This window comes from Burkholderia gladioli (genome assembly GCF_000959725.1).
Lineage (GTDB): Bacteria > Pseudomonadota > Gammaproteobacteria > Burkholderiales > Burkholderiaceae > Burkholderia > Burkholderia gladioli.
The window spans coordinates 2,412,024-2,434,546 of record NZ_CP009322.1 but is presented as its reverse complement, the minus strand read 5'-3'; the positions used below and the strand labels follow the sequence as shown (position 1 = coordinate 2,434,546).

Sequence of the window (22,523 nt, the reverse complement as noted above, 5' to 3'; positions counted from 1 at the left end):
AAGTGACAACTTGATACGGGTTCGCGTCGCCGGGGACAGGGCGCGGGCGGAAGGCTGCGATCCAGCGGCGCTCGCCGCGCGCGCGATGCCGCCGCGTTCAGCGATCCAGTTGGCGGTCGAGCAGCCGGTTGCGCGCCTGGTCGACGTGGTAGCGCATCGCGATCGCCGCGCTGTCGGGGTCGCCCACGCGGATCGCCTTGAGCACGCGGTCATGCTCGTCGAGCACGCGCGCGCGGCGCTGTTCCGAAGCCTCGCTGGTCAGCGACAGCGTCATGTGCATGCCGGCCTTGAGCCGCTCGGCCACGCTGTCGAGCAGGTCGAGCAGCAACTGGTTGCCGCTCGCCACCACGATCGCGCGATGGAAGGCGAAGTCGGCCTCCATCTCGGCCTCGCGCGACACCGGGCTGGCGAAGGCCAGGCGCAGTGCCTCGCTGGCGCGCTCCATTTCCAGCAGGTCGCGTTCCTTGCGATGGCGCGCGGCCAGCCGGGCGGCCAGTTCCTCCAGCGAGAGCCGCACCTCGAAGCCCTGCAGCACGTCGCGCAGCTTGCGGCTGGTGGCCAGCGCCGTGACCTGTCGAGCCGGGCTGCGCTGCACATAGGTGCCCGACCCCTGGCGCGAGACGATGATGCCGTCGCTCTGCAGCCGCCGCAGCGCCTCGCGCACCACCGGGCGCGACACCGAGAAATGCTGCGCCAGGCGGTTCTCCGGCGGCAGGCGGTCGCCCACCGCGTAGTTGCCGCCGACGATGCCGTCGAGCAGGGCCGCGTACACGGTGTCGGACAGCCGGGTGCGTTCGAGCGCGCCGGCGCTCGCGAGGTCGTCCATCGAATCCATCGAGTCCTGGGAGGCTAACAAGTCGGGTGACGATTTTACCAATCGCGGAACCACTGGCAATGAGTGGACGGCGCCGGCGATGCCGGTAGTGGTGCCGCACAAGCCTTTTACAGCCTGGATTGGCGGCCGCCGGGCACGATTCGGGCGCGGCCGGCGCGGGCTCGGTGATTACCCTCGGTCATGTTGCCAGTCAGCCCTTTGGTCCGCTAAGGTTGTAAATCAATTTTACATGTTGAGGCCGATCGATGAAAACCACCCCCGTGAGCGTCGAGGACCTGCGCGGCTCCGTGATCGCGGTGCCGCCGCTCGCGCGCCGCGCCGACGGCAGCCAGGACGCGGCCGCCAACGGCGCGCTGCTGGCGCACCTGAAACGCGGCGGCATCAGCACCTACATGTATGGCGGCAACGCGAATTTCTACAACCTCGGGGTGGCCGAGCTCGGCACCGTGGTCGATGCGCTGGCCGCGCAGTTGAAGGCCGGCGAATGGCTGATTCCCTCGGTCGGCCCCGATTTCGGCAAGGCGCGCGAACAGCTCGCCCTGCTGGCCGAGCGCGGTTTCCCGACCGCGATGGTGCTGCCGCTGCGCTTCCCGTCCACGCAGGCCGGCGTCGCCACCGGCCTGCGCAAGCTCGCCGAGCGTTACGGCCGGCCGTTGATCGCCTATGTGAAGGACGAGGGCTATCTCGCCGAGGACGATCTCGCCGCGCTGGTGAAGGACGGCGCCGTATGCGCCGTCAAGTACGCGATCGTGCGCGAGGACCCGCGCCGCGACGTGGTGCTGGCCGCGCTGGTCGAGCGCCTGGGCGCGGAGCGCATCATCAGCGGGATCGGCGAGCGGCCGGTGATCGACCATTTCCGCGGCTTCGGGCTGCGTGCCTTCACCTCGGGCTCCTGCTGCGTGGCGCCGGCGTTGTCGAACGCGATTCGCCTGGCGCTGCTGGACGGCGACGACACGCGCGCCGCCGCGCTGCGCGAGCGCTTCATCGCGCTCGAGGACGCCCGCGACGCCTATTCGCCGATCCGCGTGCTGCACGCGGCCGTCGAGGCGGCCGGCATCGCGCCGCTGGGGCCGATCGGCGAATTCCTGTCGCGCATCGAGGATCCGGCGCAACTGCGCGAGATCGAGGCGGCGGCCGTGGCGCTGCATGCCGACAACGCGGCGGCGCTGGCCTGAGCCGCGCCGGGCATCCGTTGCTCCCGCCTGCCCGGCTCGTTACGATAGCGGCCTGCCCGCGCCGCCGCGCAGCGATGCGCGCGGCAGGCTTTCCATCACGACGCCAACCGGGATCTCGATCATGACCGTCTCCTTCTCGCAGCCGATCCGCGCCATCGTCACGGGCCACACGCGCGGCCTGGGCGCCGCGCTCGCCGCGCAACTGCTGCAACGCGAGGTCGCCGTGCTCGGCATCTCGCGCCGTGCGCATCCCTCGCTGGCCACGCAGTTCGGCGCCGATCGTTTCGCCGAACTCGCGCTCGGCCTGTCGGACCCCGCGGCGGTCGCCGCCTGGCTGGCCGGCGGCGCGCTCGAACGCTTCGCCGAGGGCGCGCGCAGCGTGCTGCTGATCAACAACGCGGGCATGGTCGAGCCGATCGGGCCGCTGGCCACGCAGTCGCCCGAGTCGATCGCGCAGGCGGTGGCGCTGAACGTGACGGCGCCGCTGATGTTCGCGGCCGCGGTGGCCGAGCTCGGCAGCGGCTCGCTCGAACGCCGCATCCTGCATGTGTCCAGCGGCGCGGCGCGCAACGCCTACGCGGGCTGGAGCGTCTATTGCGCGACCAAGGCCGCGCTCGACCATCATGCGCGCGCGGTCGCGCTCGACGCGAACGGGCCGCTGCGCATCGCCAGCGTGGCGCCGGGCGTGGTCGATACCGACATGCAGGCGAGCATCCGCGCCACCGAGGCGGAACGTTTCCCGCAGCTCGAACGCTTCACGCAACTGAAGGCCAGCGGCGCGCTGAGCACGCCCGAGGACGCGGCGCGCAAGCTGCTCGACTACGCGCTCGGCGAGCAGTTCGGCAGCACGCCGATCGCGGACGTGCGCGAGCTTTGAGACGCGAAGCCGGGATGCGCGGCGCCGAGCGAGGCGGACGCGCAACTCGCCGCGCCTAAGCCTCGCTGGTCTCCAGCACCCGCCCCTCGCGCAGCGCCGCGGCCAGCGCGCCCGCGTCGCGCTTGGGCGAGATGCCGAACATGCGCGAATACTCGCGGCTGAATTGCGAGGCGCTTTCATACCCCACCTTGAACGCCGCCTCCTCGACCTTGACCACTTCATGCGCGATCAGCCGACGCGCCTCCAGCAAGCGCAACTGCTTCTGGAATTGCAGCGGCGTCATCGAGGTCAGCGCCTTGAACTGCCGATGGAAGGCCGACGGGCTCATGCGCGCGAGCTGGGCCAGCTCCTCGATGCGGATCGGCGCGTTGTAGCGATCGCGCAGCGCGTGGATCGCGCGCACCACGCGCTCGGCATGGCCGTTGCCGAGCAGCATGCCGACGATCTCGCCGCCGTTCGGCCCGGCCAGCAGCCAGTAGCAGAGTTCGCGCATGATGCCGGGATAGAGCACGCCGATCGCGTGCGGCGTGTCGAGCAGGCGCATCGCGCGCAGCATGCAGTCGATCATCTCGGGACGCAGCCGCTCCACGAACACGCCGGGCCCGGTGCTCTCGCGCGCGGCGGGCGGCGCCTCGAAGCTCTCCAGCACCGCGCTCATCTCCGCCATGTCGAGCTCGACGATCAGCGCGATCGCCGGTTTCTCCTCGGTGCCCTGCACGATCCGGCCGATCGCCGGCATCGTCATGCTGACCACCAGCGCCTCGCCGGCGCGATAGAGGTAGTCGCGCGCGCCGAAGGTGGTCTGCTTGGCGCCCTGCAGCGAGATGCACAGCACCGGGCGCATCAGCAGGCGGCTCTGCGGGCGGTCCTGGGTGGCGCGCGTGATCAGCAGGCCGGTGTTCGCCGTGCGATAGACGTGGGCGGGGGGCTGGTCGTCGATATGGTGCCGGACCGCGTCGAGCAGGGCATTCAGGGTCATGTCGGATCCTCGGGAACCAGGGGATGGCATCGGCTGCCAGCATAACGGCAAGCCGGCAGCGTCGTGCGCGGCCGGGCAGGATCAGGCAAGAAATTGTCGAGATCCGTCATTCACCGCGCAGGGGGCGCGGCCGTAGGATGCGTTCCGTGTTCCCTGATCGAGGTGTTCCATGTCCACGCAAACTTCCCCCGTCGCCAGCCAGATCGGCAAGATCGCCATCGTCACCGGCGGCAGCCGCGGCCTCGGCCGCGATACCGCCGTCAATCTCGCGCGCCGCGGCGTCGATTCGATCTTCACCTGGCATTCCAATTCGGCCGAGGCCGAGCAGGTGGTCGCGCAGGTGGCGGCCGAAGGCCGCCGCGCGATCGCGCTGCAGCTCGATACCGGCAACACGGCCGGCTTCGACGCCTTCGTCGGCAAGCTCGGCGAGGCGCTCGCGCAACTCGGCGCGAGCCGTTTCGACTATCTCGTCAACAATGCCGGCACCTCGCATCACGCGCCGTTCGCAGAGGTGACCGAGGCCGATCTCGATGCGCTCTACCAGGTGCATTTCAAGGGCGTGTTCTTCCTGACCCAGAAGCTGCTGCCGCTGATCAACGACGGCGGGCGCATCGTCAACGTGTCCTCGGGCCTGACGCGCTTCTCGTTCCCCGGCAGCAGCGCCTATGCCTCGATGAAGGGCGCGGTGGAGGTGCTGACGCGCTACCTCGCGCGCGAACTCGGCGAGCGCGGCATCGCGGTCAATACCGTCGCGCCCGGCGCGATCGCCACCGACTTCAGCGGCGGCATAGTGCGCGACAACCCGGAGCTGAATCGCCGCATCGCCGAATTCACCGCGCTGGGCCGCGTGGGCCAGCCCGGCGACATCGGCCCCTTGATCGCCTCGCTGCTGGCGGACGACAACCGCTGGATCAACGCGCAGCGTATCGAGGCTTCGGGCGGCATGCTGGTCTGAAGCGGGGCGGCGGGGCGGGCACGACGCATGATGTGGCGTGCCCGCCTCGCGCGGCGTGTTCGACGCGACCAGCTCGCGCCGGCCGATGCGCCGGGCCAGCCAGTGGCAGTGGCCGATCACGACGCCGGGATGGAAGTGCCGGGGCCGCTGCGACGGCCAGCGGCGACGCGCCCGACAGGCCGCGCCGTTGCTGCGCCGCGATGCGGCTCCGGGAACCGTGATCGATATATGAAGACGTTCGGTTTCGGGCGAGCTTCAGGCGTGCGGCATGCCGGCGACCGCCGCCTCCTCGAGTTCGCCGTCGTCGTCGGCGCGCGTGCCGGCGGCTTTCCGCGCGCGTTTCGCGGTGCCCGTCTTCGGCGCGCGCCGCTCCTGGCTCGGCGCATGGCCGAACTGGGCGCGATAGGCCTTGCTGAAATGGCAGGCCGAGCGGAAGCCCGACAGCGAGGTGACCTGCGCGATCGACACGTCGCTGTTGCGCAGGATCTCGCGCGCGTGCTTGAGGCGCACCGACAGGTAGTAGTGCGTGGGCGAGGTGCTCAGGTAGTGCTTGAACATGCGCTGCATCTGCCGCTCGGACAGCGCGATCAGCCGCGCCAGGTCGGCCAGCGGCAGCGGCTCCTCGATATTGGCTTCCATCAGCCGTACCGCCTCCACCAACTCGCCGCGCGAGAAGCCGACCCGCGCGTCGACCGGGATCGGCTGCGGATCGCTGGCGCCGCGGATGCGCTGCAGCACGAACTGCTCGGACACGCGGGTGGCGAGTTCCTGGCCGCGCTCGGCGGCGACGATGCCGATCATCAGGTCGAGCGGCGCGGTGCCGCCGGTGCAGGTCACGCGATCGCGGTCGATCACGAACAGCTCGTCGACGATCGACACTGCCGGGAATTCGGCATGCAGGGCCGAGAGGTTCTCCCAGTGCACGGTGCCGCGATAGCCGTCCAGCAGGCCGGCGGCCATCAGCGCGTAGGCACCGGTGCAGATCCCGCCGAGCGGCATGCCGCGCCGCGCCAGCTCGCGCAACGCGTGGATCACCGGCGCGTCCACCGCCTCGCGCACCTGGGTGCCGCCGCAGACGATCATCAGGTCGGGCAGCGGCGCGTCGAGATCGAGCCGGTGGGTGGGCCGCGCGACCATGCCGTTGCTGGCGGCCACCGCCTCGCCGTCGACCGAGTAGACGGTCCAGCGGTAATGCTCGCTGCGGTCGACGTAGTTGGCCATGCGCAGGGCCTCGATCGCGCTCGAGAAGGCGATCATCGAGAACGAGGGCAGGGTCAGGAAACCGAAATGGCGCGGCGTGGATGCGGACATGGGAGCAACATCGGCGCGGGCCGATGCCAGAGGTTGGGCCGTACATGACGACGCCTGCCCGGCGGCCGGCTCGCGCCGGCCAGCCGCGATGCCGGAGAGCGGCGCGAGGGCGGTGGCCGCCGCGTTCCGGCAGGCACTTGCCGGGCGTCGCGGGCCGCGCTCGCGGCCGTTTTTTCACGGCGGCGTCACCCCCGAATCATTGCGATAAAAGCGGGGCCGCGATCAAGGAAATTCGACGGGCGCTTGCCTATTCCCGACACGGATCGGACCGGTTCGACACGGCGCCCCGACGGCGTCCCACGGCGGGCCCGACAAGGGCATGAACACTGTCGTTTCCGGTCGGCTGGCGGACGCATCAGGGCAGGATGACGCAGGCGATGTCGCGCACACTCGGATCGATCACGATGCCGTATTCGATAACAGGCGATGGCGACCGCGAGGGCCGCGCGCGCTGAAGTCCACGGACTTTATCGCGGCGGGGCCGGCGCGCTCGCACGACGAGACAGCATGCCGCGTCGCGGCTGTCCATCGCCACTCATCCAGGAGCGAGCCTTTGAGCCACTCGACCCGCAGAGCTTCAGGCAAGACCCCAGCCAGGCACCCGGCCGCGCCGGGCAGCGCGCCGCGTTCCCGATCCGGCGGCGCCGCGAAACGTGCCGCGCCGCCGCGCGAGGCCGCCTTCGCCGGCGACGAGGTGACCGTGGTCGATCGCGCGCTGCTGCGCCGCGCGGTGGGCGCGATGGCGCTCGGCAACGCGATGGAGTGGTTCGACTTCGGCGTCTACAGCTATATCGCGGTGACGCTGGGCCATGTGTTCTTTCCCTCGACCAGCGGCTCGGCGCAATTGCTGGCCACCTTCGGCACCTTCGCGGCCGCCTTCCTGGTGCGGCCGATCGGCGGCATGGTGTTCGGCCCGCTGGGCGACCGGCTGGGCCGCCAGCGCGTGCTGGCCGCCACCATGATCATGATGGCCTGCGGCACCTTCGCGATCGGCCTGATTCCCTCCTATGCCTCGATCGGCATCCTCGCGCCGGTGCTGCTGCTGGTGGCGCGGCTGGTGCAGGGCTTCTCGACGGGCGGCGAATACGGCGGCGCGGCCACCTTCATCGCCGAGTTCGCGGCCGACCGCCATCGCGGCTTCATGGGCAGCTTCCTCGAGTTCGGCACGCTGGCCGGCTACCTGCTCGGCGCGGGTACCGTCACGGCCCTGACCTCGCTGCTGAGCCCCGCGCAGATGCTCGACTGGGGCTGGCGCGTGCCCTTCTTCGTGGCCGGCCCGCTCGGGCTGATCGGCCTCTACATCCGCACCCGGCTGGAGGAGACGCCGGCCTTCCGCAAGGAGGCCGAGCATCGCGAGCGGCTCGAGCGCGCGCGGCCGCGCCCGTCGATCGCCGCGCTGCTGGTCGGGCAATGGCGCGCGCTGCTGGTCTGCGTCGGGCTGGTGCTGATCTTCAACGTGACCGACTACATGGCGCTGGCCTACCTGCCGAACTACCTGTCGGCCACGCTGCATCTCGACGAGACGCGCGGCCTGGTGATCGTGCTGCTGGTGATGGTGCTGATGATGCCGCTCACGCTCGCCGCCGGCTGGCTGTCCGATCGCGTCGGGCGGCGCCCGGTGATGCTGGCCGGCTGCATCGGCCTGATGGTGTTCGCGATCCCCGCGCTGCTGCTGTTGCAGACCGGTCGGGGCGGGTTGATCTTCGCCGGCATGATGCTGCTCGGCGTGCTGCTGTCCTGCTTCTGCGGCGTGATGCCGTCCGCGCTGCCGGCCCTGTTCCCGACCCGGGTCCGCTACAGCGCGCTGGCGATCGGCTTCAACGTCTCGGTCTCGCTGTTCGGCGGCACCACGCCGCTGGTCACCGCCTGGCTGGTCGAGCGCAGCGGCAACCTGATGATGCCGGCCTATTACCTGATCGGCGCGGCGGCGATCGGCGCGATCTCGGTGCTGGCCGCGCGCGAGAGCGCGGGGCGGCCGCTGCCGGGTTCGGCGCCGTGCGTGTCGACGCAGGCCGAGGCGGTTCGGATCCGGCGCGGCGATGCGTCCGTCGCCTCGTCGAACGGCCGCGCGCTGCGCCGGCTGGCGGGGGAGTAGAGGTCGCCGCGCATCGGCGCTATCGTGCGCGGCAAGCGTTCAGACCGGCTCGCGGATCATCGGGAAGTACACGGCCGGCAGCGCGATGAAGGCCGTATCGCTCCCACTGCTTCGCTTCGCGCCGGCAAGTGCCGGGCAGCGTGACGGTGCCGCTGCCCGGATCTTCATGCCGAGGCGGCCGGGCGTTCCGTGGCGGCCGGCGTGGCGGCAAGACGGCCCGGCGCGGACGGATCCGCGTCGCGCGGAATCTGCCGCGAGATCCGCAGCGCGATCACCATCAGCGGCAGCATCGCGCCGAACAGCGAGGTGGCCAGCGTCGCGCGCAGCGCGCCGACCAGGCAGACCAGCTCGCTCGCCGAGCATTGCGCCGGATTGCGGCCGAAGGCGAGGCTCAGCGTCAGCGGGCCGAGCACCAGCATCACCATCACGATGCGGGTCCAGAAATCGGCGCGCTCCTCGGTGCCGCACATGTCCACCAGCAGGCGGCGCGTGACCGCGCGAAGATAGCGCGCGATCGCATAACCGATCGGCATCGGCAGGAGGAACTGGGCGGCCAGGGCGATGACGGTGTTCATATCGCTTCTCCTTACTGTTATTTCTGTAGAAACAGAAATTCAAGGATCAAAAAAAGCGGGTGTCGCCACCCGCGCGGATTCACTTCGCCGGCTTGCGCCGCACCACCTGGCTGATCTTCGCGCCGATGCCGAGCGTCTTCATCAGCGTTTCCGGCTTCATGCGCAGCATTTCGTCGGACCAGGTGGTCAGCGTCTCGAGGAACTGCAGCGTATCGCGGATCCGCTGCTCGGTTTCCTGGCTCTCGCCGGCCAGCTCGGGGCTGTCGAGCGTCTCGCGCAGCACCGTCAGGGTCGGGTCGAGTTCGCGCTGGCGCCGGCCTTCGACGATCAGCTTGAACAGTTCCCAGATATCGGTGGAGGTCTCGAAATGGTCGCGGCGGTCGCCCATCACGTGCACCACGCGCGCCAGCCGCCACGACTGCAACTCCTTCAGGCTGTTGCTGACGTTGGAGCGCGCCACGTTCAGCGCGGCGGCGATCTCGTCGGCGGCGAGCGGCTTGCCGTGCAGGTAGAGCAGGGCATGTATCTGCGCGACGGTGCGATTGACGCCCCAGCGGGAGCCCATCTCGCCCCAGTGGAGGATGAATCGTTCGGAGAGCGGTGTCAGTTCCATGCGGCGTAATGTACGGCCCGTCAGTTATTTCTGTCAAGACAGAAATAACTGACGGCAAAAGCCGGCGCGAGCGGGCCGGACGAAGGTTCGCGCGAGGCTGTCAAGCCGCGCATCGGAAGCGGCGCGCGGCCAGCCGAAACGACGCGATCGCGATGCTTGCGTCTGCAACTGCTTCCATAACGGCGGCGCGTGTGTCAACGCGCCAATAAGCCGGAAACTGAAGTGTTGTTTTCATATTCTTAAAAGAATTCCTTGGTTTCGCCTGCTTATTGATTTCGATAACGTTCGGGCTCTTCCAATCAATAACAGATAGAGAACTCGGATGAAGCGTATTTCTCTCCTCGCGCTACCTGCCATCGCATCGCTTGCCACGGGCGTCGCTCACGCCCAGAGCACGGTCACGCTGTACGGCATCGTGGATGCCGGTATCGCCTACGTTCACAACGCCCAGGGCGCCAACGGCGCGAACCAGTCGACGCTGGTGAAGTTCAACAGCGGCAACATGTCGGGCAGCCGCTGGGGCCTGCGTGGCACCGAGGATCTCGGCGGCGGTCTCGCGGCGATCTTCCAGCTCGAGAACGGCTTCAACGTCGGCACCGGCGCGCTCGGCCAGGGCGGCCGCGAATTCGGCCGCAAGTCGATCGTCGGCCTGGCGAGCAAGACCTGGGGTACCGTCACGCTCGGCCGCCAATACGACCCGATCGTCGACCTGGTGCAGGGCCTGACCGAAGACGGCCCGTTCGGCGGCACCTTCGCCACGCCAGGCGACCTCGACAACTACGACAACAGCCTGCGCGTCAGCAACTCGGTCAAGTACACGAGCCCGCTGATCGCCGGCCTGCAGTTCGAGGCCCTGTACGCGCTGGGCGGCGTGGCCGGCCAGACCGGCAACGGCCAGACCTACAGCTTCGGCGCGGCCTACGCGCAAGGCCCGCTGTCGCTGGGCGCCGGCTACTTCTACGCGAACGGCGGCAACACCGTGGCCACCGGCGCGACCTCGCGTACCTGGACCAGCACCTCGGACACGCTGTTCAACACCGTGGTGAACTCGGGCTTCGCCAGCGCCAAGTCGATCCAGATCGTGCGCGCCGGTGCGCAGTACGTGCTGGGCGCGGCCACCTTCGGCCTGGCCTACTCGAATACGCAATACGCGGGCGACTCGCTGTCGACGTTCCGCTCGACGGCCAAGTTCAACAGCGGCTCGGGCTTCTTCAACTACCGCTTCACGCCGGCCCTGAACACGGGCGTCGGCTACAGCTACACCTCGCTGACGGGCCCGGCTTCGGCGCACTACAACCAGGTCAACATCGGCGCGGTGTACTCGCTGTCCAAGCGCACCGACCTGTACGCGCTGGCCGGCTACCAGAAGGCCAGCGGCAAGACGCTGGGCTCGGGCGGCGCGCTGGTCGACGCCAAGGCCTCGATCGGCAGCTACGGCGTGAACTCGGGCACCGACACGCAGGAGCTGGCGGTGGTCGGGATTCGCCACAAGTTCTGATGGTGGACGGGCTGCCCGCGGGTGGCCCGGATCGACTGGCTGGATGAAACGGCCGGCATCGCGCGAGCGGTGCCGGCCGTTTGCGTTGTGGGTGTGAAATCGCCCGGAGCGCGGCACCGCTTTACTTGGCCTGTGCGGCGACCAGGATCTCGCGATCGCTGGATCGGCGTTGCGGCGGTTCGATCAGGCGCATCAGCAGCCAGGCCACCAGATACGCGCATCCGCAGATCGCGAAGATGATGTTGTAGCCGGCGTTGATATCGCCAAGCGCCTTGAAGTGATCGAGCACGCGCCCGACGAAGATCGGGAACAGCGTCGAGCCGAGCGCGCCGGCCATGCCGCCGATGCCCACCACCGAGCCGACCAGCGCCTTCGGGAACATGTCGGCGGGGCGCGTGAACAGGTTGGCCGACCAGCCCTGATGCGAGCCGGCGGCCAGGCTCAGCAGCCCGACCATCACCCACATGTTGCCGACCCATTGCGACAGCATGATCGGCGCGACCAGGCAGGCGATGCCCAGCATGGTGACCTGGCGCGCCTTCGTCACGGGCCAGCCGCGGCTGATCAGCCGCGACGATACCCAGCCGCCCGCCACGCTGCCCAGCGAGGTCGCGATATAGACGATGACCAGCGGCAGCCCGAGGTTCTTCAGGTCGAGGCCGAAGCGCGAATTGAAGTAGGAGGGCAGCCAGAAGGCCATGAACCACCAGACCGGATCGGTCAGCAGCTTGCCGACGAAATACAGCCAGGTGGCGCGATATTTGAACAGCGAGAGCCAGCTCACCTTGTCCGGTGTCGCGATGACGTCCTGCTCGGCCTCCATGATCAGGGCGAGTTCCTTCGCGTCGACCTTGCGGTGGCGCTGGGGCATCTCGTACATGAGGAACCAGAAGCCGAGCCAGACGAAGCCCGTCAGGCCGGTGATGACGAAGGCGGCCTGCCAGCCGTAGCTCGCCGCGAGCCAGGGCACCACGGCCGGCGCGGCGACCGCGCCGATGCTGGTGCCGGCGGTCAGGATGCCTACCGCGAAGGCGCGTTCGCGCTTCGGGAACCACTCCGAGACGGATTTCACCGCGGCGGGAAAGCTGCCTGCCTCGGCGACGCCGAGCAGCGATCGCATCACCCCGAAGCCGAGCGTGTTGCGAACCAGCGCGTGGCCGCAGGCGGCCAGGCTCCAGACCAGCACGCAGGCGGCGTAACCGAGCTTGACGCCAAAGCGATCGACGATCTTTCCCGACAGCAGCAGGCCGAAGGCATAGCTGGCCGTGAAGCCGATCACGATATAGCTGTACTCGGTTTCGCTCCAGGCCATCTGGGCCGCGAGCATCGGCTTGAGCAGGCCGAGCACCTGGCGGTCGAGATAGTTGATGGTCGTCGCAAAGAACAGCAGCGCGCAGATGCGCCATCTGTAGGCCTTCATTTCAGTCTCCTAAGCGTGCATCCACGCGCGATTGACATGTAGCGGGTGTCGCCCCGCATTTCGCGGTCGCCGCCACGCCGCGCGAACCGTATGGCTCGCGCGTCGGCGGCGATCGATTTCCCGCTGGTTCCCGGGCGCGGCAAGGGCGGCCGGATGCGAGATCCTTCAGGCCGGGCGCTCGAATCTCGCCTGGCGTTTCTCGCGGAACGCCCGCACGCCCTCGGCCGCGTCCGGCGATGCCTTGCAGACCGAGGCGGCGAATTCGTGGGCGATGTCGGCGTCGCCCGATTCGACGAGCCGCAGCAGCCGCTTGCCGACCGACAGCGAGGTGCTCGAACGGCTCAGCAATACCGAGCAGACCTCGGACACGCGGCTGCTCAGTTGCCCGGCCGGTAGCACCTCGTTGAGGATTCCCCAGCTTTCGGCGCGCTCGGCGGAGATCGCCTCGCCGGTCAGGACCAGTTGACGCGAGCGCGCCGGGCCGACCAGCCCGGCGAGCCGGCGGCAGCCCAGCCATCCTGGAATGGCGCCGACGGCGGCCTCCGGAAAACCCAGGCTGGCATCCCGCGACGCGTATCGGAGATCGCAGGCGAGCGCCAGTTCCAGTCCGCCGCCGAGCGCATCGCCGGCCAGTACCGCGATGCTGGGAATATCGAGCTCGGCCAGACGGCGAAACACGCGGTTGCCCGAGCGAATCCAGCGGCTACCCATCCGTTGCGGGTCGAGGTCGCCCCATTCCTTGATGTCGGCACCGCTGCAGAAGCATTGCTCGCTGGCCGACTCGACCAGCAGGACGCCGATGCGCGGGTCCCGCTCGACGCACGCCAGGGCCGCGTCGATCTGATCGAGCATGTCCAGCGTCAAGGCATTGCGCTTCGCCGCGCGGTTCAGGGTCAAGGTCGCGATAGCGTCGTCGACGCGGAATTCGATGTCGCCAGTCGGTGGCATGGCAGATCCCGGCAAATAGAGTGGGTTGGGGCGGCGGGGCGTGACGGCTGGCGTCATGCGCTCGCGGAGGCGGCGGCCGTGAGGGATGCGTCGAGCAGGGGCAGGAATTCCATGCGCGACAGCACGTCGTCGCGAAGGTCGACGCCCGGCGCGATCTCGATCAGGCGCACGCCGTCGGCATCGAGGCGGAACACCGCGCGCTCGGTCACGTACAGGACTTCCTTGCCCTCGAGCCGTGCCTGCGTGCCGCTGAAGGTGACGTGGCGGACCTGCTTCACCACCTTGGGCACCGAGCCCGGCGATTCGATATCGAGTCGCCCGTCCCGCATCCGGACCTTCAGGCCCTTGGCCTCGAAGGCGCCGCAGAACACGATCTTCCTGGCGCCCTGCACGATGTCCATGAAGCCGCCGGGGCCGACCACGGTGCTGCCGAGCTTCGAGACGTTCACGTTGCCGTCCTGGTCGAATTCGCCCATGCCGAGGAAGGTGACGTCGATGCCGCCGCCGCTGTAGAAATCGAACTGGTCGACGCTGGCGACGATCGCGTCGGCATTGCGGGCGGTGCCGAACATCGCGCCATCGAGCATGTCGCCGCGATGCACGCCCTGCTCGACGGAACCCCAGTAATCCCCGCCCCGGCCCTGGGCGGCGAGCACGGCCGGAATCGCGCCGGGAAAGCCGAAGCCGAAGTTGACCGACTGGTTCCGGCCGAGTTCGCGAGCGGCGCGTTCGGCCACGATCAGGCGCATGCCCTCGGGCATCGTCATGGCTTCCGCCGCGTTGGTGCGGGCCTCGCCGCTGATGGCGGGATCGTATTCGGCGATCGCGCATTGCATCTGATCCGCCACCTCGACGGTGGCGTCCACCAGCACGCCCGGCACCTTCACCTGGCGCGCCTGGACCGGCTGCCCGGTGCGTGCCTTGACCTGCGCGAACACCTTGCCGCCGCTGTTGTGGGCCGCCAGCGCGAGCGCGTAGATGTCGAGATCGGCCGGCTCGCGGCGCGTCGAGAGATTGCCGCGATCGTCGGACGACGAGGCCGCCACGATCGCGAAGTCGATCCGGAAGGGCTTGAAGCGCAGGTACTCCTCGCCGCCGATCGTGACGAGCTCGACCAGGTCCTCCGTGGTGCGGGCATTGAGCTTGCCGCCACCCAGGCGCGGGTCCACGAAGGTGCGAAGCCCGACTCGCGTGATCACGCCGGGACGTCCCGCACCGATCTCGCGAAACAGCGTGGCGATCACGCCGCCGGGGAAGCTGTAGCTCTCGATTTCCTGCGTCTCGGCCAGGCGCTGCATGGCCGATGACCATACCCAGTGGCCGCCGATCACGCGCCTGACCATCCCCGCGTGCGCGAAGCGGCCCACGCCGCTGCCGTTGCCGTCGCCGATGCCGAGCGCATGGACCAGGGTCAGGCCGCGAGGATGCCCGGTCGCCAGGAAACGCCGCTCGATCGCGGCGAGCAGCGCGTCCGGCTCCAGCAGGCCGCCGCCCGAGCCGGTGATGGCAATCGTCGCGCCGTCGAAAATCTCTGCCGCGACCGCGTCGGCAGTGGTCCACTTCTTCATACGTCCTCCTGGGCTGCGGTCGGCTTTTTGCACCGAACCAGTTCGTTACTTGTGGCGAATGCTGGCATAGCTCGATGACGGATTCAAGCCTTCTTGTGGCGGCCTCGGGTTAACGATGGGTCGCGACGGGATCGAGGCGGCGAGGCTTGGCCAAGGGCACGCAAGGCGGGATGCCGCCGGCCTCGGGTGGTGTAAAGTGGGCGCGATCCCACGCTTGAGACAGAAATGGAAACGAAGCTCTCGACCCGGCGCGACACGCTCGCGACCGACTCGACCCAGAAACCGGCCAGGGCGAAGCGCTCGCGCGACCCCGTGCAGACCCAGGCCAGGATCCTCGCGGCCGCGAAGGCGGAATTCGCGAAAGTCGGCCTGGGCGGCTCGCGGATCGACTCGATCGCGGACAAGGCCGGCGTCAACAAGCGGATGATCTACGAGTACTTCAAGGGCAAGGACCAGCTGTTCCAGGCGGTCCTGGAGGAAGCCTGGTCGAACATCCGCAATGCCGAGCGCGCGCTCGAACTCGACGGCCTGTCGCCGACCGATGCCATTCGCGCGCTGATGACCTTCACCTGGGAGTACTACCTGAAGCATCCGGAGTTCATCACGCTGGTCAACAGCGAGAATCTCCATCGCGCGCGGCACGTGAAGAAGTCGAAGCGCTTCGCGGAGCTGCATGCCGGATTCATCGACATGCTGCAGCGGATCCTCGATCGTGGCGTCGCCGCGGGTGAATTCCGCCCGGGCGTGGATGCCGCGCAACTGCACCTCACGCTGGCCGCGGTCGGCTACTACTACCTGACGAACCGCTTCACGGGCGAGGTGATCTTTGGCTTCGATTTCGTCTCGAAAGAGGCCCTGGAAGCGCGCCTGCGATTCAACATCGAAACCGTGCTGAGCCTGCTGCGCCCGCGCTGACGCAGCCCCTGCCTCGTTCGATCGCGCCGCCGCAATGGCGGCGCTTCCTTCCTTGCGCTGATCCCCCTAGGTGAAAACCCTTCTTTGACAGGGCTCTCGGCACGCTATTAAATAACGAACCGTATCGTTACTTATGCGCAACGGCACCCTGCCGGCATCGAGATGAAGCCGCGCCGCGAGGTGCCCATGCCGAACAACCGAGCAGGAGGAATCATGGAATCACGTCCCGTCGCGCTGGTCACGGGCGCGCGCAGGGGAATCGGCGCCGCGGCGGCGGTCGAGCTGGCCTCGGCGGGCTTCGACGTCGCGGTGAGCGACGTCCAGCTCTCGGACGAACTCGAGCAGACCTGCACCGGGATTCGCGCGGCAGGGGGGAGGGCGTTCGCGCTGGTCTCGGATCTCGCCGATATCGGGCAGCACGACCCGATGCTGCAGTCGATCGAGGCGCGGCTCGGTCCGCTCGCCTGCCTGGTGAACAATGCCGGCGTCTCGGTGCAGTCTCGCGGCGACCTGCTGGACATCAGCCCCGAGAGTTACGACCGCTGCCTCGAGGTGAACACGCGCGGCACCTTCTTCCTGATGCAGGCCTTCGGCCGCCGCATTGCTCGCGGCTCGCCGGAGCGCGCCGGCGGCGTGCCTCGGTCGGTGATTACCATCACCTCGTCGAACGCGGTGGCGGCCTCGCCCCAGCGCGGCGAGTACTGCATTTCCAAGGCAGCGCTGTCGATGGCCACGACCTTGTTTTCCCTGCGATTCGCCGAACTCGGCGTGGCCGTCTACGAGCTGCAGCCGGGATTCATCGAAACCGAAATGACCGCGCCTTCCAAGGCGAAATACGACGCGCTGATGGCCGGCGGGCTCACGGCGATGCAGCGCTGGGGCACCACGCAGGAAGTGGCCACCACGATCCGAACCCTCGCCACCGGCGGCCTGCCCTACAGCGTGGGCCAGGCAATCCGCATCGACGGCGGCCTTCTCGTTCCAAAGTATTGACCATGACTCTCGACATCAAGCTTCCTTCCCAAGACGGCATGTTGCGCCAATATCGGCTGACGGGAACGCCGCTGATCCCGCGCGCGCCCCGTGCACCCTTCAATCGCATCGCCTATTCCGCCGCCCACGTGGCGGCCGACCCGTTGCGAGCCGGCGAGCTTTCCGAGGCTGGCGCGATCGACTGGCAGCGGACCATCGAATATCGGCGCTACCTGCTCGGGCAGGGGCTCGGCATCGCCGAGGCAATGGACACCGCGCAGCGAGGCATGGGGCTCGGCTGGGGCCGCGCGCTCGAACTGATCGCGCGCAGCATCGGCGAAACCCGCGACATTCCGGGCGCCTCGATCGCATCGGGTTGCGGCACCGACCACCTTCCCGCGAGCGAGGCCAACTCGTGCGATGACGTGATCCAGGCCTACGCGACCCAGGTGGAAGCGATCCAGAAACTTGGCGGGCGCATCATTCTCATGGCCAGCCGTGCGCTGGCGCGGGTCGCGCGCGAACCGGGCGATTATTGCCGCGTCTACCGGGAAGTGCTGTCGATGTGCAACCAGCCGGTGATCCTGCATTGGCTGGGAGATGCCTTCGATCCCGAGCTGCGCGGCTATTGGGGCTGCGAGGATTTCGAGAGCGCGGCTAACGTGTGCCTCGAGATCATCGGCGTGAATGCCGCGAAGATCGACGGCATCAAGATCTCCTTGCTCGACGACGCGAAGGAGGTGTCGTTCCGGCGCTGCCTGCCGGCGTCGGTGCGGATGTACACGGGCGACGACTTCAATTACCCGAGCCTGATCGCCGGCGACGATGTGGGGTTTTCCCACGCGCTGCTCGGCATTTTCGACGCGATCGCGCCGGCGGCCTCGCAAGCGCTGGAAGCGCTGGCCCTGGGCGATCGTGCCGGTTTCGACACCCTGCTCGCGCCTACCGTGCCGCTGTCGCGCCACATCTTCAGGGCGCCGACGCAGTACTACAAGACGGGCGTGGTCTTCCTGGCCTACCTGAACGGCTTCCAGGACCACTTCTTCATGCTGGGCGGCCATCATGGCGCGCGGCCGCCGGCGTATCTGGCGGAGGTGCTGCGCCTGGCGGACCAGGCGGGATTGCTGAGGAATCCGGAGCTTGCCGTCGCGCGAGCGCGGGCCGTGCTGGCTCCGCTCGGTTGTGCCGGATAGGACGAGCCGAGTTGGTATCGACATGAATGCACTGAAAGGAAAGCTGGCGCGTTGCGCGATCAATACCGCGACGCTCGGCCATCGTGAACCGCTCGGCCTGACGATCGATCGGATCGCGCGAGCAGGGTTCGGCGGCCTGGCGCCGTGGCGGCAGGAGGTCGAATCCGCCGACGTCCGGGCCATCGCCAGGCAGATCCGGAGCCTGGGCCTGAGTGTGTCGGGCTATTGCCGGTCGACCTACTTCCCGGCGGCAACGGCGGCGCAGCGCGCCGCGAACATCGATTCGAATCGACGCGCGCTGGCGGATGCGGCCGAACTCGGGGCGGCATGCTTCGTGATGGTGGTGGGCGGCATCCCGCCCGGCCATCGGGACCTCGACGGCGCCCGGCAGCAGGTTCAGGACGGCATCGCGATGCTATTGGACACCGCCAGGCAGTTCGGCGTGCGCATCGCGATCGAGCCGCTGCATCCGATGTACGCGGCCAATCGTTCGGTGGTCAACACCATCGCGCAGGGCCTGGCGATGTGCGAGGCGATCGATGCCGACAACGACGGCCATCTCGGCCTGGCGATCGACATCTACCATTGCTGGTGGGATCCGAGCCTGCGCGAATCGATCGCCCGGGCCGGGGCGGCTCGGCGGATTTTGGCTTATCACGTCTCGGACTGGCTCCACGATACGCGCGATCTCCTGCTCGATCGCGGCATGATGGGCGATGGCGTGGTCGATTTGCCCGGGTTTCGCGAGCAGGTGGAAAAGGCCGGTTATGCCGGCATGGTGGAAGTCGAGATATTTTCTCGTGATCATTGGTGGAAGCAGGATCCGGCGCGGGTGCTCGAGGTCTGCGCGGCGCGGTTGGAGACGTGTTGCTGAGGCCGGGGGGGCGCCGGCATCTGATTGCCGGTCGACCTGATCATTCTGGTCGGCGGCGGATATCGGAAATTCCGGAGGTCGGTGCGCTGGCGCCTTCACCGGACATGCGGCTCCGCGACGAGCCGACCTTCGCACCGACCCCTGCACCGACCTCCCCGTCGCCTTCGCCACCGACCCGACCTCCCGTATCAGGCGCGGGCGCGATTCGTCAGCAGCGCCCCGAGGTATTTGCCATACAGGCCGATCGCCAGCCCCAGCACGATGAACACCGTGGCGAGCACCTTCGGCAGGCCGATGTGTTCGCCGAAGATGAGGGCCGAGCCGAGCATCCCGAAGATCGGCACCAGCAGCGAGAGCGGTGCCACGGTCGAGACCGGGTACTTCTTGAGCAGCACGTTCCAGATCCAGTAGCCGAACAGCGTGGTCGGATAAGCCTGGAACAGAATCGAGAAGATGGCCTTGCCGTCGAAGTGCGCGAAGGTCGCCGCGTAGCCGGCCGCGCCATGCTGCAGCCAGGCGATCGCGAACAGCGGAATCGGCGAGAACAGGCTGGACCAGACCAGAAAGGCCAGCACGTCGCGCGTGCCCGACAGCTTGATCACGATGTTGGCGGTACTCCAGGCGACGGCGCCCACGATCACCAGGGCCACGCCCACCAGCGTGGCGGTGCCGTCGGTGATGGTGATGATGCAGGCCAGGCCGAGCAGGGCGATCGCGATGCCGGCGAGTTGGTAGCGCGATACCGCTTCCTTGAACACGATCGCGCCGAGCAGGATCGTGAAGAAGGCACTGAACTGCAGCACCAGCGAGGCGATGCCGGCCGACAGCCCGGCCTGGATGCCCAGGTTGACGATGCCCCACAACCCGACCCCGAACAGCAGGCCGTAGATGGCGAGGTAGCGTACCGGCACGGCGGGCCGGCGGATCAGCAGCGCCGCGGGCAGCGCGCTCAAGGTGAAGCGAATGCCGGCGAGGATGAAGGGGTCGACGGATTGCAGGCCGAGCTTGATGACGGAGAAGTTCAAGCCCCAGATGGCCGTGATGAAGATGGCGAGCAGGATGTCTCGTAGTTTCATGATGATCGATGGTGAAGGTGAGTCATGGGATCGGTGCTGCGGGCTCACGCGAGCGCCGCGCGTTCGGCCGACCGCGTGGCGGCGGCCGTATCGAATAGCCGTCTCAGCCACGCGGCGGTGGCGTCGGCATCGCGGCAGGCGACGATGCCGGCGATCGGTGCTTCGTGGGCCGAATAGGTGATGCGCGACAGCAGCGGGGCGCCGGGCGGGAGTTCCGCCCAGCGAACCACGGCCGGGTCGTCGCGAAAGGCCTCGGTACCCGGCGTGCCGGGGTAATGCGCGACACCGAGCGCATGGCCGGGAAACACGAACCAGCCGTGCCAGGCCGAGCCGGCCTGGGTGGCCGGCAGCGCATGCGAGGGCGGCTTGCCGGTCAGCACGCGCAGTTCCTCCGAAGGCAGATGGACGCCCGTTGCCAGCTCGAAGGTCGCCACCACGTCGGCGCCGCCGACGCGGTTGCCGATTTCGAGGAATACCGGCCCGTCCGGCGTCTCGATGGCCTCGAGGTGGAAGCTGCCGTCGCGGATGCCGACGGCGGCCAGTACGGCGGAGGTCCAGTCGCGCAAGGCGTCGGACAGCGGGAAGTGCAGCGAGCCGAGCGGTTCGCCCTGCGCGTAGCCCAGGCAGGTGCCGAGGTAGCGGCTCGCCATCGTGGTCGCGAGTTGGCCGTCGACCACCAATCCGTCGAGATGCAGGATGTCGCCGGTGACGAACTCCTCGACCTCGTACGCATCGGCGCCCAGCTCGCCCCGGTCGAGTCGCGCCGCGCCGCTGGTGCGGGAGGCCAGCGCGGCGAGCAGGGCGCTCGGGCTGTCGAACACCACCACGTCCTCGCTCGATGCACCGCTATGCGGCTTCAATACGCTGGCTCCGGTCCAGCTCGCCGCCTCGGGGGCCGCGAGCAGCGCCGGCAGCCGCAGGTGGCGCGGCACCTTCAGGCCGGCGCGCGCGACGGCCTGTTTCATGATGACCTTGTCACGCACCCGCCGTACCTCCTCGACGCTCGGCCCAGGCACGCCGAGCCGCTCGCGCAGCCGCGCGGCGTCGAGCAGCTCGTACTCGGACAGCGACAGGACGCGGTCGAACTGCTGCGGCTGCGCCGCCAGCCAGTCGAGCGCCTCCTCGTAGGCACCGCGCTGGCCGGCGCGGGCCACGGCGTGGTGAGGCAGGCCGCGGGGCAGCGTGTCGAGGATCGCGCGGGTGCCGAAATAGGTCACCTCGTGTTCGGCGTGGTCGATGCCGCGCGCATAGTCGATGCGTGCATAGGGCACGCGATGGAGGATCAGGATTCTCATCGGATTCGGTTCCTTCAGGCTGCGATCGTGAGCGCTTGCCGCGACGGCAGCCCGGCTTCGGCCAGGATCGCCAGCCAGGCTTCACGCAAGGCCGGCACCAGTTCGCGGATCTCGGCCTGGCCGCTGTCGACCGCGATGCAGACCTGGGCCGCGAAATCGCCGTTTTCCCGCGGCAGGTCGGGCAGGTAGCGCGGCTGCGCCGACAGCCAGCCCCATTCGATCAGCCGCAAGGCCGAGACGGGCAGGCCCGCACGGCTGGCGGTGCGGGTCAGCGCGCCCGACAACAAGCGCTCGGCCTCGGCGGCGGCGGGCGGCGCGAACCAGCCCGCGTGCGGCACGCCGAGCATCACGGTGGCGGCCTGGGTGGCGCCGGCGGCCGGCGTCGCGGGACGGGCCTCGCCAAACGCCGCATCGAGCCATTGCGCGTAAAAATCGATGCCGTACACGGCCTGCGCGATGGTCCATATCTTCATCCCGGCCGGGCGCCGGTTGGGTTCCACCACGGCGGCGGCCAGGCCGTCGTCGCTGAGCTTGATCTCGTTATGGAACGCGCCGCGCCGCTGGCCGACCAGCAGGTTGGCGAGACGGCCCGCGCGCGTGAGCGTGGCCTGCTCGGCCGGGCTGAGCCGCGCGGGCAGGATCTGCGCGATCTCGACCGGATACTTGCCGCTCGCGCTGAGTTTCTCCGTGACGAATTCGACGTCGCCCACCCCGTCGAACGAGTACTCGCGCCGATACGGAATCAGCGTCTCGCAGATCGCGCCATGGTGGAGATAGGGCCTCACGGCGTCGAAGGCCTCGTCCAGGCTGTCGCCGGCGCGCACGATCGTGACGCCGCGGTTATTGCCCTCGCACGAGGGTTTGACCACGAAGCCGTCGGGATGCGAGGCCGCGAAGGCGCGCAGGTCGTCCACCGATCGCACCTCCACGCTGGCCGGCGCGAGCAGGCCCTGGGCCTCGAGCAGGGGCCGCGCGCGGCCTTCCGCGAGGCGGTAGCTGCGCTTGTTGAAGGCGCCGGCCGCGAGCGCGGCGGAATCGACTGCCAGGCCGAGCCGTTCCAGCAGTTCGGCGCCACGCTGCACCGCGTTGTCCGAGAACACCAGGCCCGCGCGCAGGCGCGACCGGTACGGTGCTAGGCGCTCGCTCGCCGTGTCGACGAAGTGCTCGGCGAGCGGATCGAGATCGATCACGTGGGTGCAGATCTCGAAGTCGCGCGCGCCCGGATCGGCGCGGATCAGTATCGTGTTGGCCTGGTGACGCACTTTCGCGGCCTGCGCGAGATGCGCCACGTCCGCCACGCGCGTGAGGTTGTAGTCGACGATGAGCAGCAAGGGGGAGAGTTCGGACAT

Annotated in this window: 20 protein-coding genes; 9 read left to right on the top strand and 11 right to left on the bottom strand. The window is 68.7% G+C overall.

Annotated elements, in window-relative coordinates; all coding sequences use genetic code 11:
• Positions 1 to 97 precede the first annotated feature (97 nt).
• Positions 98 to 826 (bottom strand): FadR/GntR family transcriptional regulator, encoded by a 729-nt coding sequence (locus BM43_RS10860; RefSeq protein ID WP_017920234.1) that lies wholly within the window; start codon positions 824 to 826, stop codon positions 98 to 100.
• 254 nt (positions 827 to 1,080) lie between these two features.
• Between BM43_RS10860 and BM43_RS10855 the strand changes: the two genes are divergently transcribed.
• A complete protein-coding gene (locus BM43_RS10855) occupies positions 1,081 to 2,010 on the top strand; it encodes a dihydrodipicolinate synthase family protein (protein ID WP_036055589.1) in 930 nt (309 codons plus the stop codon).
• A 121-nt stretch (positions 2,011 to 2,131) separates the two neighbouring features.
• Positions 2,132 to 2,887 carry an SDR family oxidoreductase gene (locus BM43_RS10850; RefSeq protein ID WP_036055590.1) on the top strand — a complete coding sequence of 252 codons (756 nt, stop codon included), beginning with the start codon at positions 2,132 to 2,134 and terminating at the stop codon, positions 2,885 to 2,887.
• A gap of 55 nt (positions 2,888 to 2,942) precedes the next feature.
• Here BM43_RS10850 and BM43_RS10845 read toward each other — a convergent pair whose 3' ends face one another.
• Complete coding sequence (locus BM43_RS10845) at positions 2,943 to 3,866, bottom strand: AraC family transcriptional regulator (protein WP_036055591.1); 924 nt, start codon at positions 3,864 to 3,866, stop codon at positions 2,943 to 2,945.
• 169 nt (positions 3,867 to 4,035) lie between these two features.
• Between BM43_RS10845 and BM43_RS10840 the strand changes: the two genes are divergently transcribed.
• On the top strand, positions 4,036 to 4,821 hold the full coding sequence (locus BM43_RS10840; RefSeq protein ID WP_042284052.1) for an SDR family NAD(P)-dependent oxidoreductase: 786 nt from the start codon (positions 4,036 to 4,038) through the stop codon (positions 4,819 to 4,821).
• Between the two features lie 255 nt (positions 4,822 to 5,076).
• On the opposite strand, the gene BM43_RS10835 is transcribed toward BM43_RS10840, so the two are convergent.
• Positions 5,077 to 6,132: a GlxA family transcriptional regulator gene (locus BM43_RS10835; RefSeq protein WP_036055592.1), complete on the bottom strand. Its 1,056-nt coding sequence runs from the start codon at positions 6,130 to 6,132 to the stop codon at positions 5,077 to 5,079.
• A gap of 553 nt (positions 6,133 to 6,685) precedes the next feature.
• On the opposite strand from BM43_RS10835, the gene proP reads away from it, so the two are divergent.
• On the top strand, positions 6,686 to 8,227 hold the full coding sequence (gene proP / locus BM43_RS10830; protein WP_036055593.1) for a glycine betaine/L-proline transporter ProP: 1,542 nt from the start codon (positions 6,686 to 6,688) through the stop codon (positions 8,225 to 8,227).
• A gap of 164 nt (positions 8,228 to 8,391) precedes the next feature.
• Here the strand turns inward: proP and BM43_RS37480 are convergent, their stop codons facing one another.
• Both BM43_RS37480 and BM43_RS10820 read right to left on the bottom strand, forming a co-directional pair.
• Positions 8,392 to 8,802 (bottom strand): hypothetical protein, encoded by a 411-nt coding sequence (locus tag BM43_RS37480; RefSeq protein WP_052409100.1) that lies wholly within the window; start codon positions 8,800 to 8,802, stop codon positions 8,392 to 8,394.
• A 79-nt stretch (positions 8,803 to 8,881) separates the two neighbouring features.
• The gene (locus tag BM43_RS10820) at positions 8,882 to 9,415 is read right to left on the bottom strand and encodes a GbsR/MarR family transcriptional regulator (RefSeq protein WP_013691133.1); all 534 of its coding nucleotides are present in this window, start codon (positions 9,413 to 9,415) and stop codon (positions 8,882 to 8,884) included.
• Between the two features lie 322 nt (positions 9,416 to 9,737).
• Between BM43_RS10820 and BM43_RS10815 the strand changes: the two genes are divergently transcribed.
• Complete coding sequence (locus tag BM43_RS10815) at positions 9,738 to 10,913, top strand: porin (protein WP_036055594.1); 1,176 nt, start codon at positions 9,738 to 9,740, stop codon at positions 10,911 to 10,913.
• 121 nt (positions 10,914 to 11,034) lie between these two features.
• Here the strand turns inward: BM43_RS10815 and BM43_RS10810 are convergent, their stop codons facing one another.
• The 3 genes from BM43_RS10810 to BM43_RS10800 all read right to left on the bottom strand — a co-directional run bounded on the left by BM43_RS10810 (position 11,035) and on the right by BM43_RS10800 (position 14,849).
• Positions 11,035 to 12,333, bottom strand: a complete 1,299-nt coding sequence (locus BM43_RS10810) for an MFS transporter (RefSeq protein WP_036055595.1) — start codon at positions 12,331 to 12,333, stop codon at positions 11,035 to 11,037.
• Between the two features lie 165 nt (positions 12,334 to 12,498).
• The gene (locus BM43_RS10805) at positions 12,499 to 13,338 is read right to left on the bottom strand and encodes an enoyl-CoA hydratase/isomerase family protein (protein ID WP_230676409.1); all 840 of its coding nucleotides are present in this window, start codon (positions 13,336 to 13,338) and stop codon (positions 12,499 to 12,501) included.
• The gene (locus BM43_RS10800) at positions 13,335 to 14,849 is read right to left on the bottom strand and encodes an acyl CoA:acetate/3-ketoacid CoA transferase (RefSeq protein WP_036055597.1); all 1,515 of its coding nucleotides are present in this window, start codon (positions 14,847 to 14,849) and stop codon (positions 13,335 to 13,337) included. Before BM43_RS10800 ends, BM43_RS10805 begins: the two co-directional genes overlap by 4 nt.
• A 225-nt stretch (positions 14,850 to 15,074) precedes the next feature.
• On the opposite strand from BM43_RS10800, the gene BM43_RS10795 reads away from it, so the two are divergent.
• The 4 genes from BM43_RS10795 (at position 15,075) to BM43_RS10780 (ending at position 18,803) form a co-directional block, all read left to right on the top strand.
• The gene (locus BM43_RS10795) at positions 15,075 to 15,764 is read left to right on the top strand and encodes a TetR/AcrR family transcriptional regulator (protein ID WP_036036412.1); all 690 of its coding nucleotides are present in this window, start codon (positions 15,075 to 15,077) and stop codon (positions 15,762 to 15,764) included.
• Positions 15,765 to 15,977: 213 nt separating this feature from the next.
• Positions 15,978 to 16,757: a 3-ketoacyl-ACP reductase gene (locus tag BM43_RS10790; protein ID WP_036055598.1), complete on the top strand. Its 780-nt coding sequence runs from the start codon at positions 15,978 to 15,980 to the stop codon at positions 16,755 to 16,757.
• Positions 16,758 to 16,759: 2 nt separating this feature from the next.
• Positions 16,760 to 17,929, top strand: coding sequence for a dihydrodipicolinate synthase family protein (locus tag BM43_RS10785; RefSeq protein WP_036055599.1), 1,170 nt, complete (start codon positions 16,760 to 16,762; stop codon positions 17,927 to 17,929).
• 22 nt (positions 17,930 to 17,951) lie between these two features.
• Complete coding sequence (locus BM43_RS10780; protein ID WP_036055600.1) at positions 17,952 to 18,803, top strand: sugar phosphate isomerase/epimerase family protein; 852 nt, start codon at positions 17,952 to 17,954, stop codon at positions 18,801 to 18,803.
• Positions 18,804 to 18,991: 188 nt separating this feature from the next.
• Here BM43_RS10780 and BM43_RS10775 read toward each other — a convergent pair whose 3' ends face one another.
• Genes BM43_RS10775 through BM43_RS10765 form a run of 3 tightly spaced genes read right to left on the bottom strand, consistent with a single transcriptional unit; the run spans position 18,992 to position 22,523 of the window.
• Positions 18,992 to 19,879 (bottom strand): EamA family transporter, encoded by an 888-nt coding sequence (locus BM43_RS10775; RefSeq protein WP_036055601.1) that lies wholly within the window; start codon positions 19,877 to 19,879, stop codon positions 18,992 to 18,994.
• Positions 19,880 to 19,923: 44 nt separating this feature from the next.
• Positions 19,924 to 21,174, bottom strand: a complete 1,251-nt coding sequence (locus BM43_RS10770; protein WP_036055602.1) for an ATP-grasp domain-containing protein — start codon at positions 21,172 to 21,174, stop codon at positions 19,924 to 19,926.
• 14 nt (positions 21,175 to 21,188) lie between these two features.
• Positions 21,189 to 22,523 carry an ATP-grasp domain-containing protein gene (locus tag BM43_RS10765; RefSeq protein WP_036055603.1) on the bottom strand — a complete coding sequence of 445 codons (1,335 nt, stop codon included), beginning with the start codon at positions 22,521 to 22,523 and terminating at the stop codon, positions 21,189 to 21,191.

Excerpts from the sequence above, each read along its gene's own strand:
- BM43_RS10845 (WP_036055591.1), bottom strand. The coding sequence starts at position 3,866 with ATGACCCTGAATGCCCTGCTCGACGCGGTCCGGCACCATATCGACGAC.
- BM43_RS10785 (WP_036055599.1), top strand. The coding sequence starts at position 16,760 with ATGACTCTCGACATCAAGCTTCCTTCCCAAGACGGCATGTTGCGCCAA.
- BM43_RS10775 (WP_036055601.1), bottom strand. The coding sequence starts at position 19,879 with ATGAAACTACGAGACATCCTGCTCGCCATCTTCATCACGGCCATCTGG.
- BM43_RS10790 (WP_036055598.1), top strand. The coding sequence starts at position 15,978 with ATGGAATCACGTCCCGTCGCGCTGGTCACGGGCGCGCGCAGGGGAATC.
- BM43_RS10860 (WP_017920234.1), bottom strand. The coding sequence starts at position 826 with ATGGACGACCTCGCGAGCGCCGGCGCGCTCGAACGCACCCGGCTGTCC.
- BM43_RS10795 (WP_036036412.1), top strand. The coding sequence starts at position 15,075 with ATGGAAACGAAGCTCTCGACCCGGCGCGACACGCTCGCGACCGACTCG.
- BM43_RS10840 (WP_042284052.1), top strand. The coding sequence starts at position 4,036 with ATGTCCACGCAAACTTCCCCCGTCGCCAGCCAGATCGGCAAGATCGCC.
- BM43_RS10855 (WP_036055589.1), top strand. The coding sequence starts at position 1,081 with ATGAAAACCACCCCCGTGAGCGTCGAGGACCTGCGCGGCTCCGTGATC.
- BM43_RS10800 (WP_036055597.1), bottom strand. The coding sequence starts at position 14,849 with ATGAAGAAGTGGACCACTGCCGACGCGGTCGCGGCAGAGATTTTCGAC.
- BM43_RS37480 (WP_052409100.1), bottom strand. The coding sequence starts at position 8,802 with ATGAACACCGTCATCGCCCTGGCCGCCCAGTTCCTCCTGCCGATGCCG.
- BM43_RS10850 (WP_036055590.1), top strand. The coding sequence starts at position 2,132 with ATGACCGTCTCCTTCTCGCAGCCGATCCGCGCCATCGTCACGGGCCAC.
- BM43_RS10815 (WP_036055594.1), top strand. The coding sequence starts at position 9,738 with ATGAAGCGTATTTCTCTCCTCGCGCTACCTGCCATCGCATCGCTTGCC.
- BM43_RS10765 (WP_036055603.1), bottom strand. The coding sequence starts at position 22,523 with ATGTCCGAACTCTCCCCCTTGCTGCTCATCGTCGACTACAACCTCACG.
- BM43_RS10810 (WP_036055595.1), bottom strand. The coding sequence starts at position 12,333 with ATGAAGGCCTACAGATGGCGCATCTGCGCGCTGCTGTTCTTTGCGACG.
- BM43_RS10805 (WP_230676409.1), bottom strand. The coding sequence starts at position 13,338 with ATGACGCCAGCCGTCACGCCCCGCCGCCCCAACCCACTCTATTTGCCG.
- BM43_RS10780 (WP_036055600.1), top strand. The coding sequence starts at position 17,952 with ATGAATGCACTGAAAGGAAAGCTGGCGCGTTGCGCGATCAATACCGCG.
- BM43_RS10770 (WP_036055602.1), bottom strand. The coding sequence starts at position 21,174 with ATGAGAATCCTGATCCTCCATCGCGTGCCCTATGCACGCATCGACTAT.
- BM43_RS10835 (WP_036055592.1), bottom strand. The coding sequence starts at position 6,132 with ATGTCCGCATCCACGCCGCGCCATTTCGGTTTCCTGACCCTGCCCTCG.
- BM43_RS10820 (WP_013691133.1), bottom strand. The coding sequence starts at position 9,415 with ATGGAACTGACACCGCTCTCCGAACGATTCATCCTCCACTGGGGCGAG.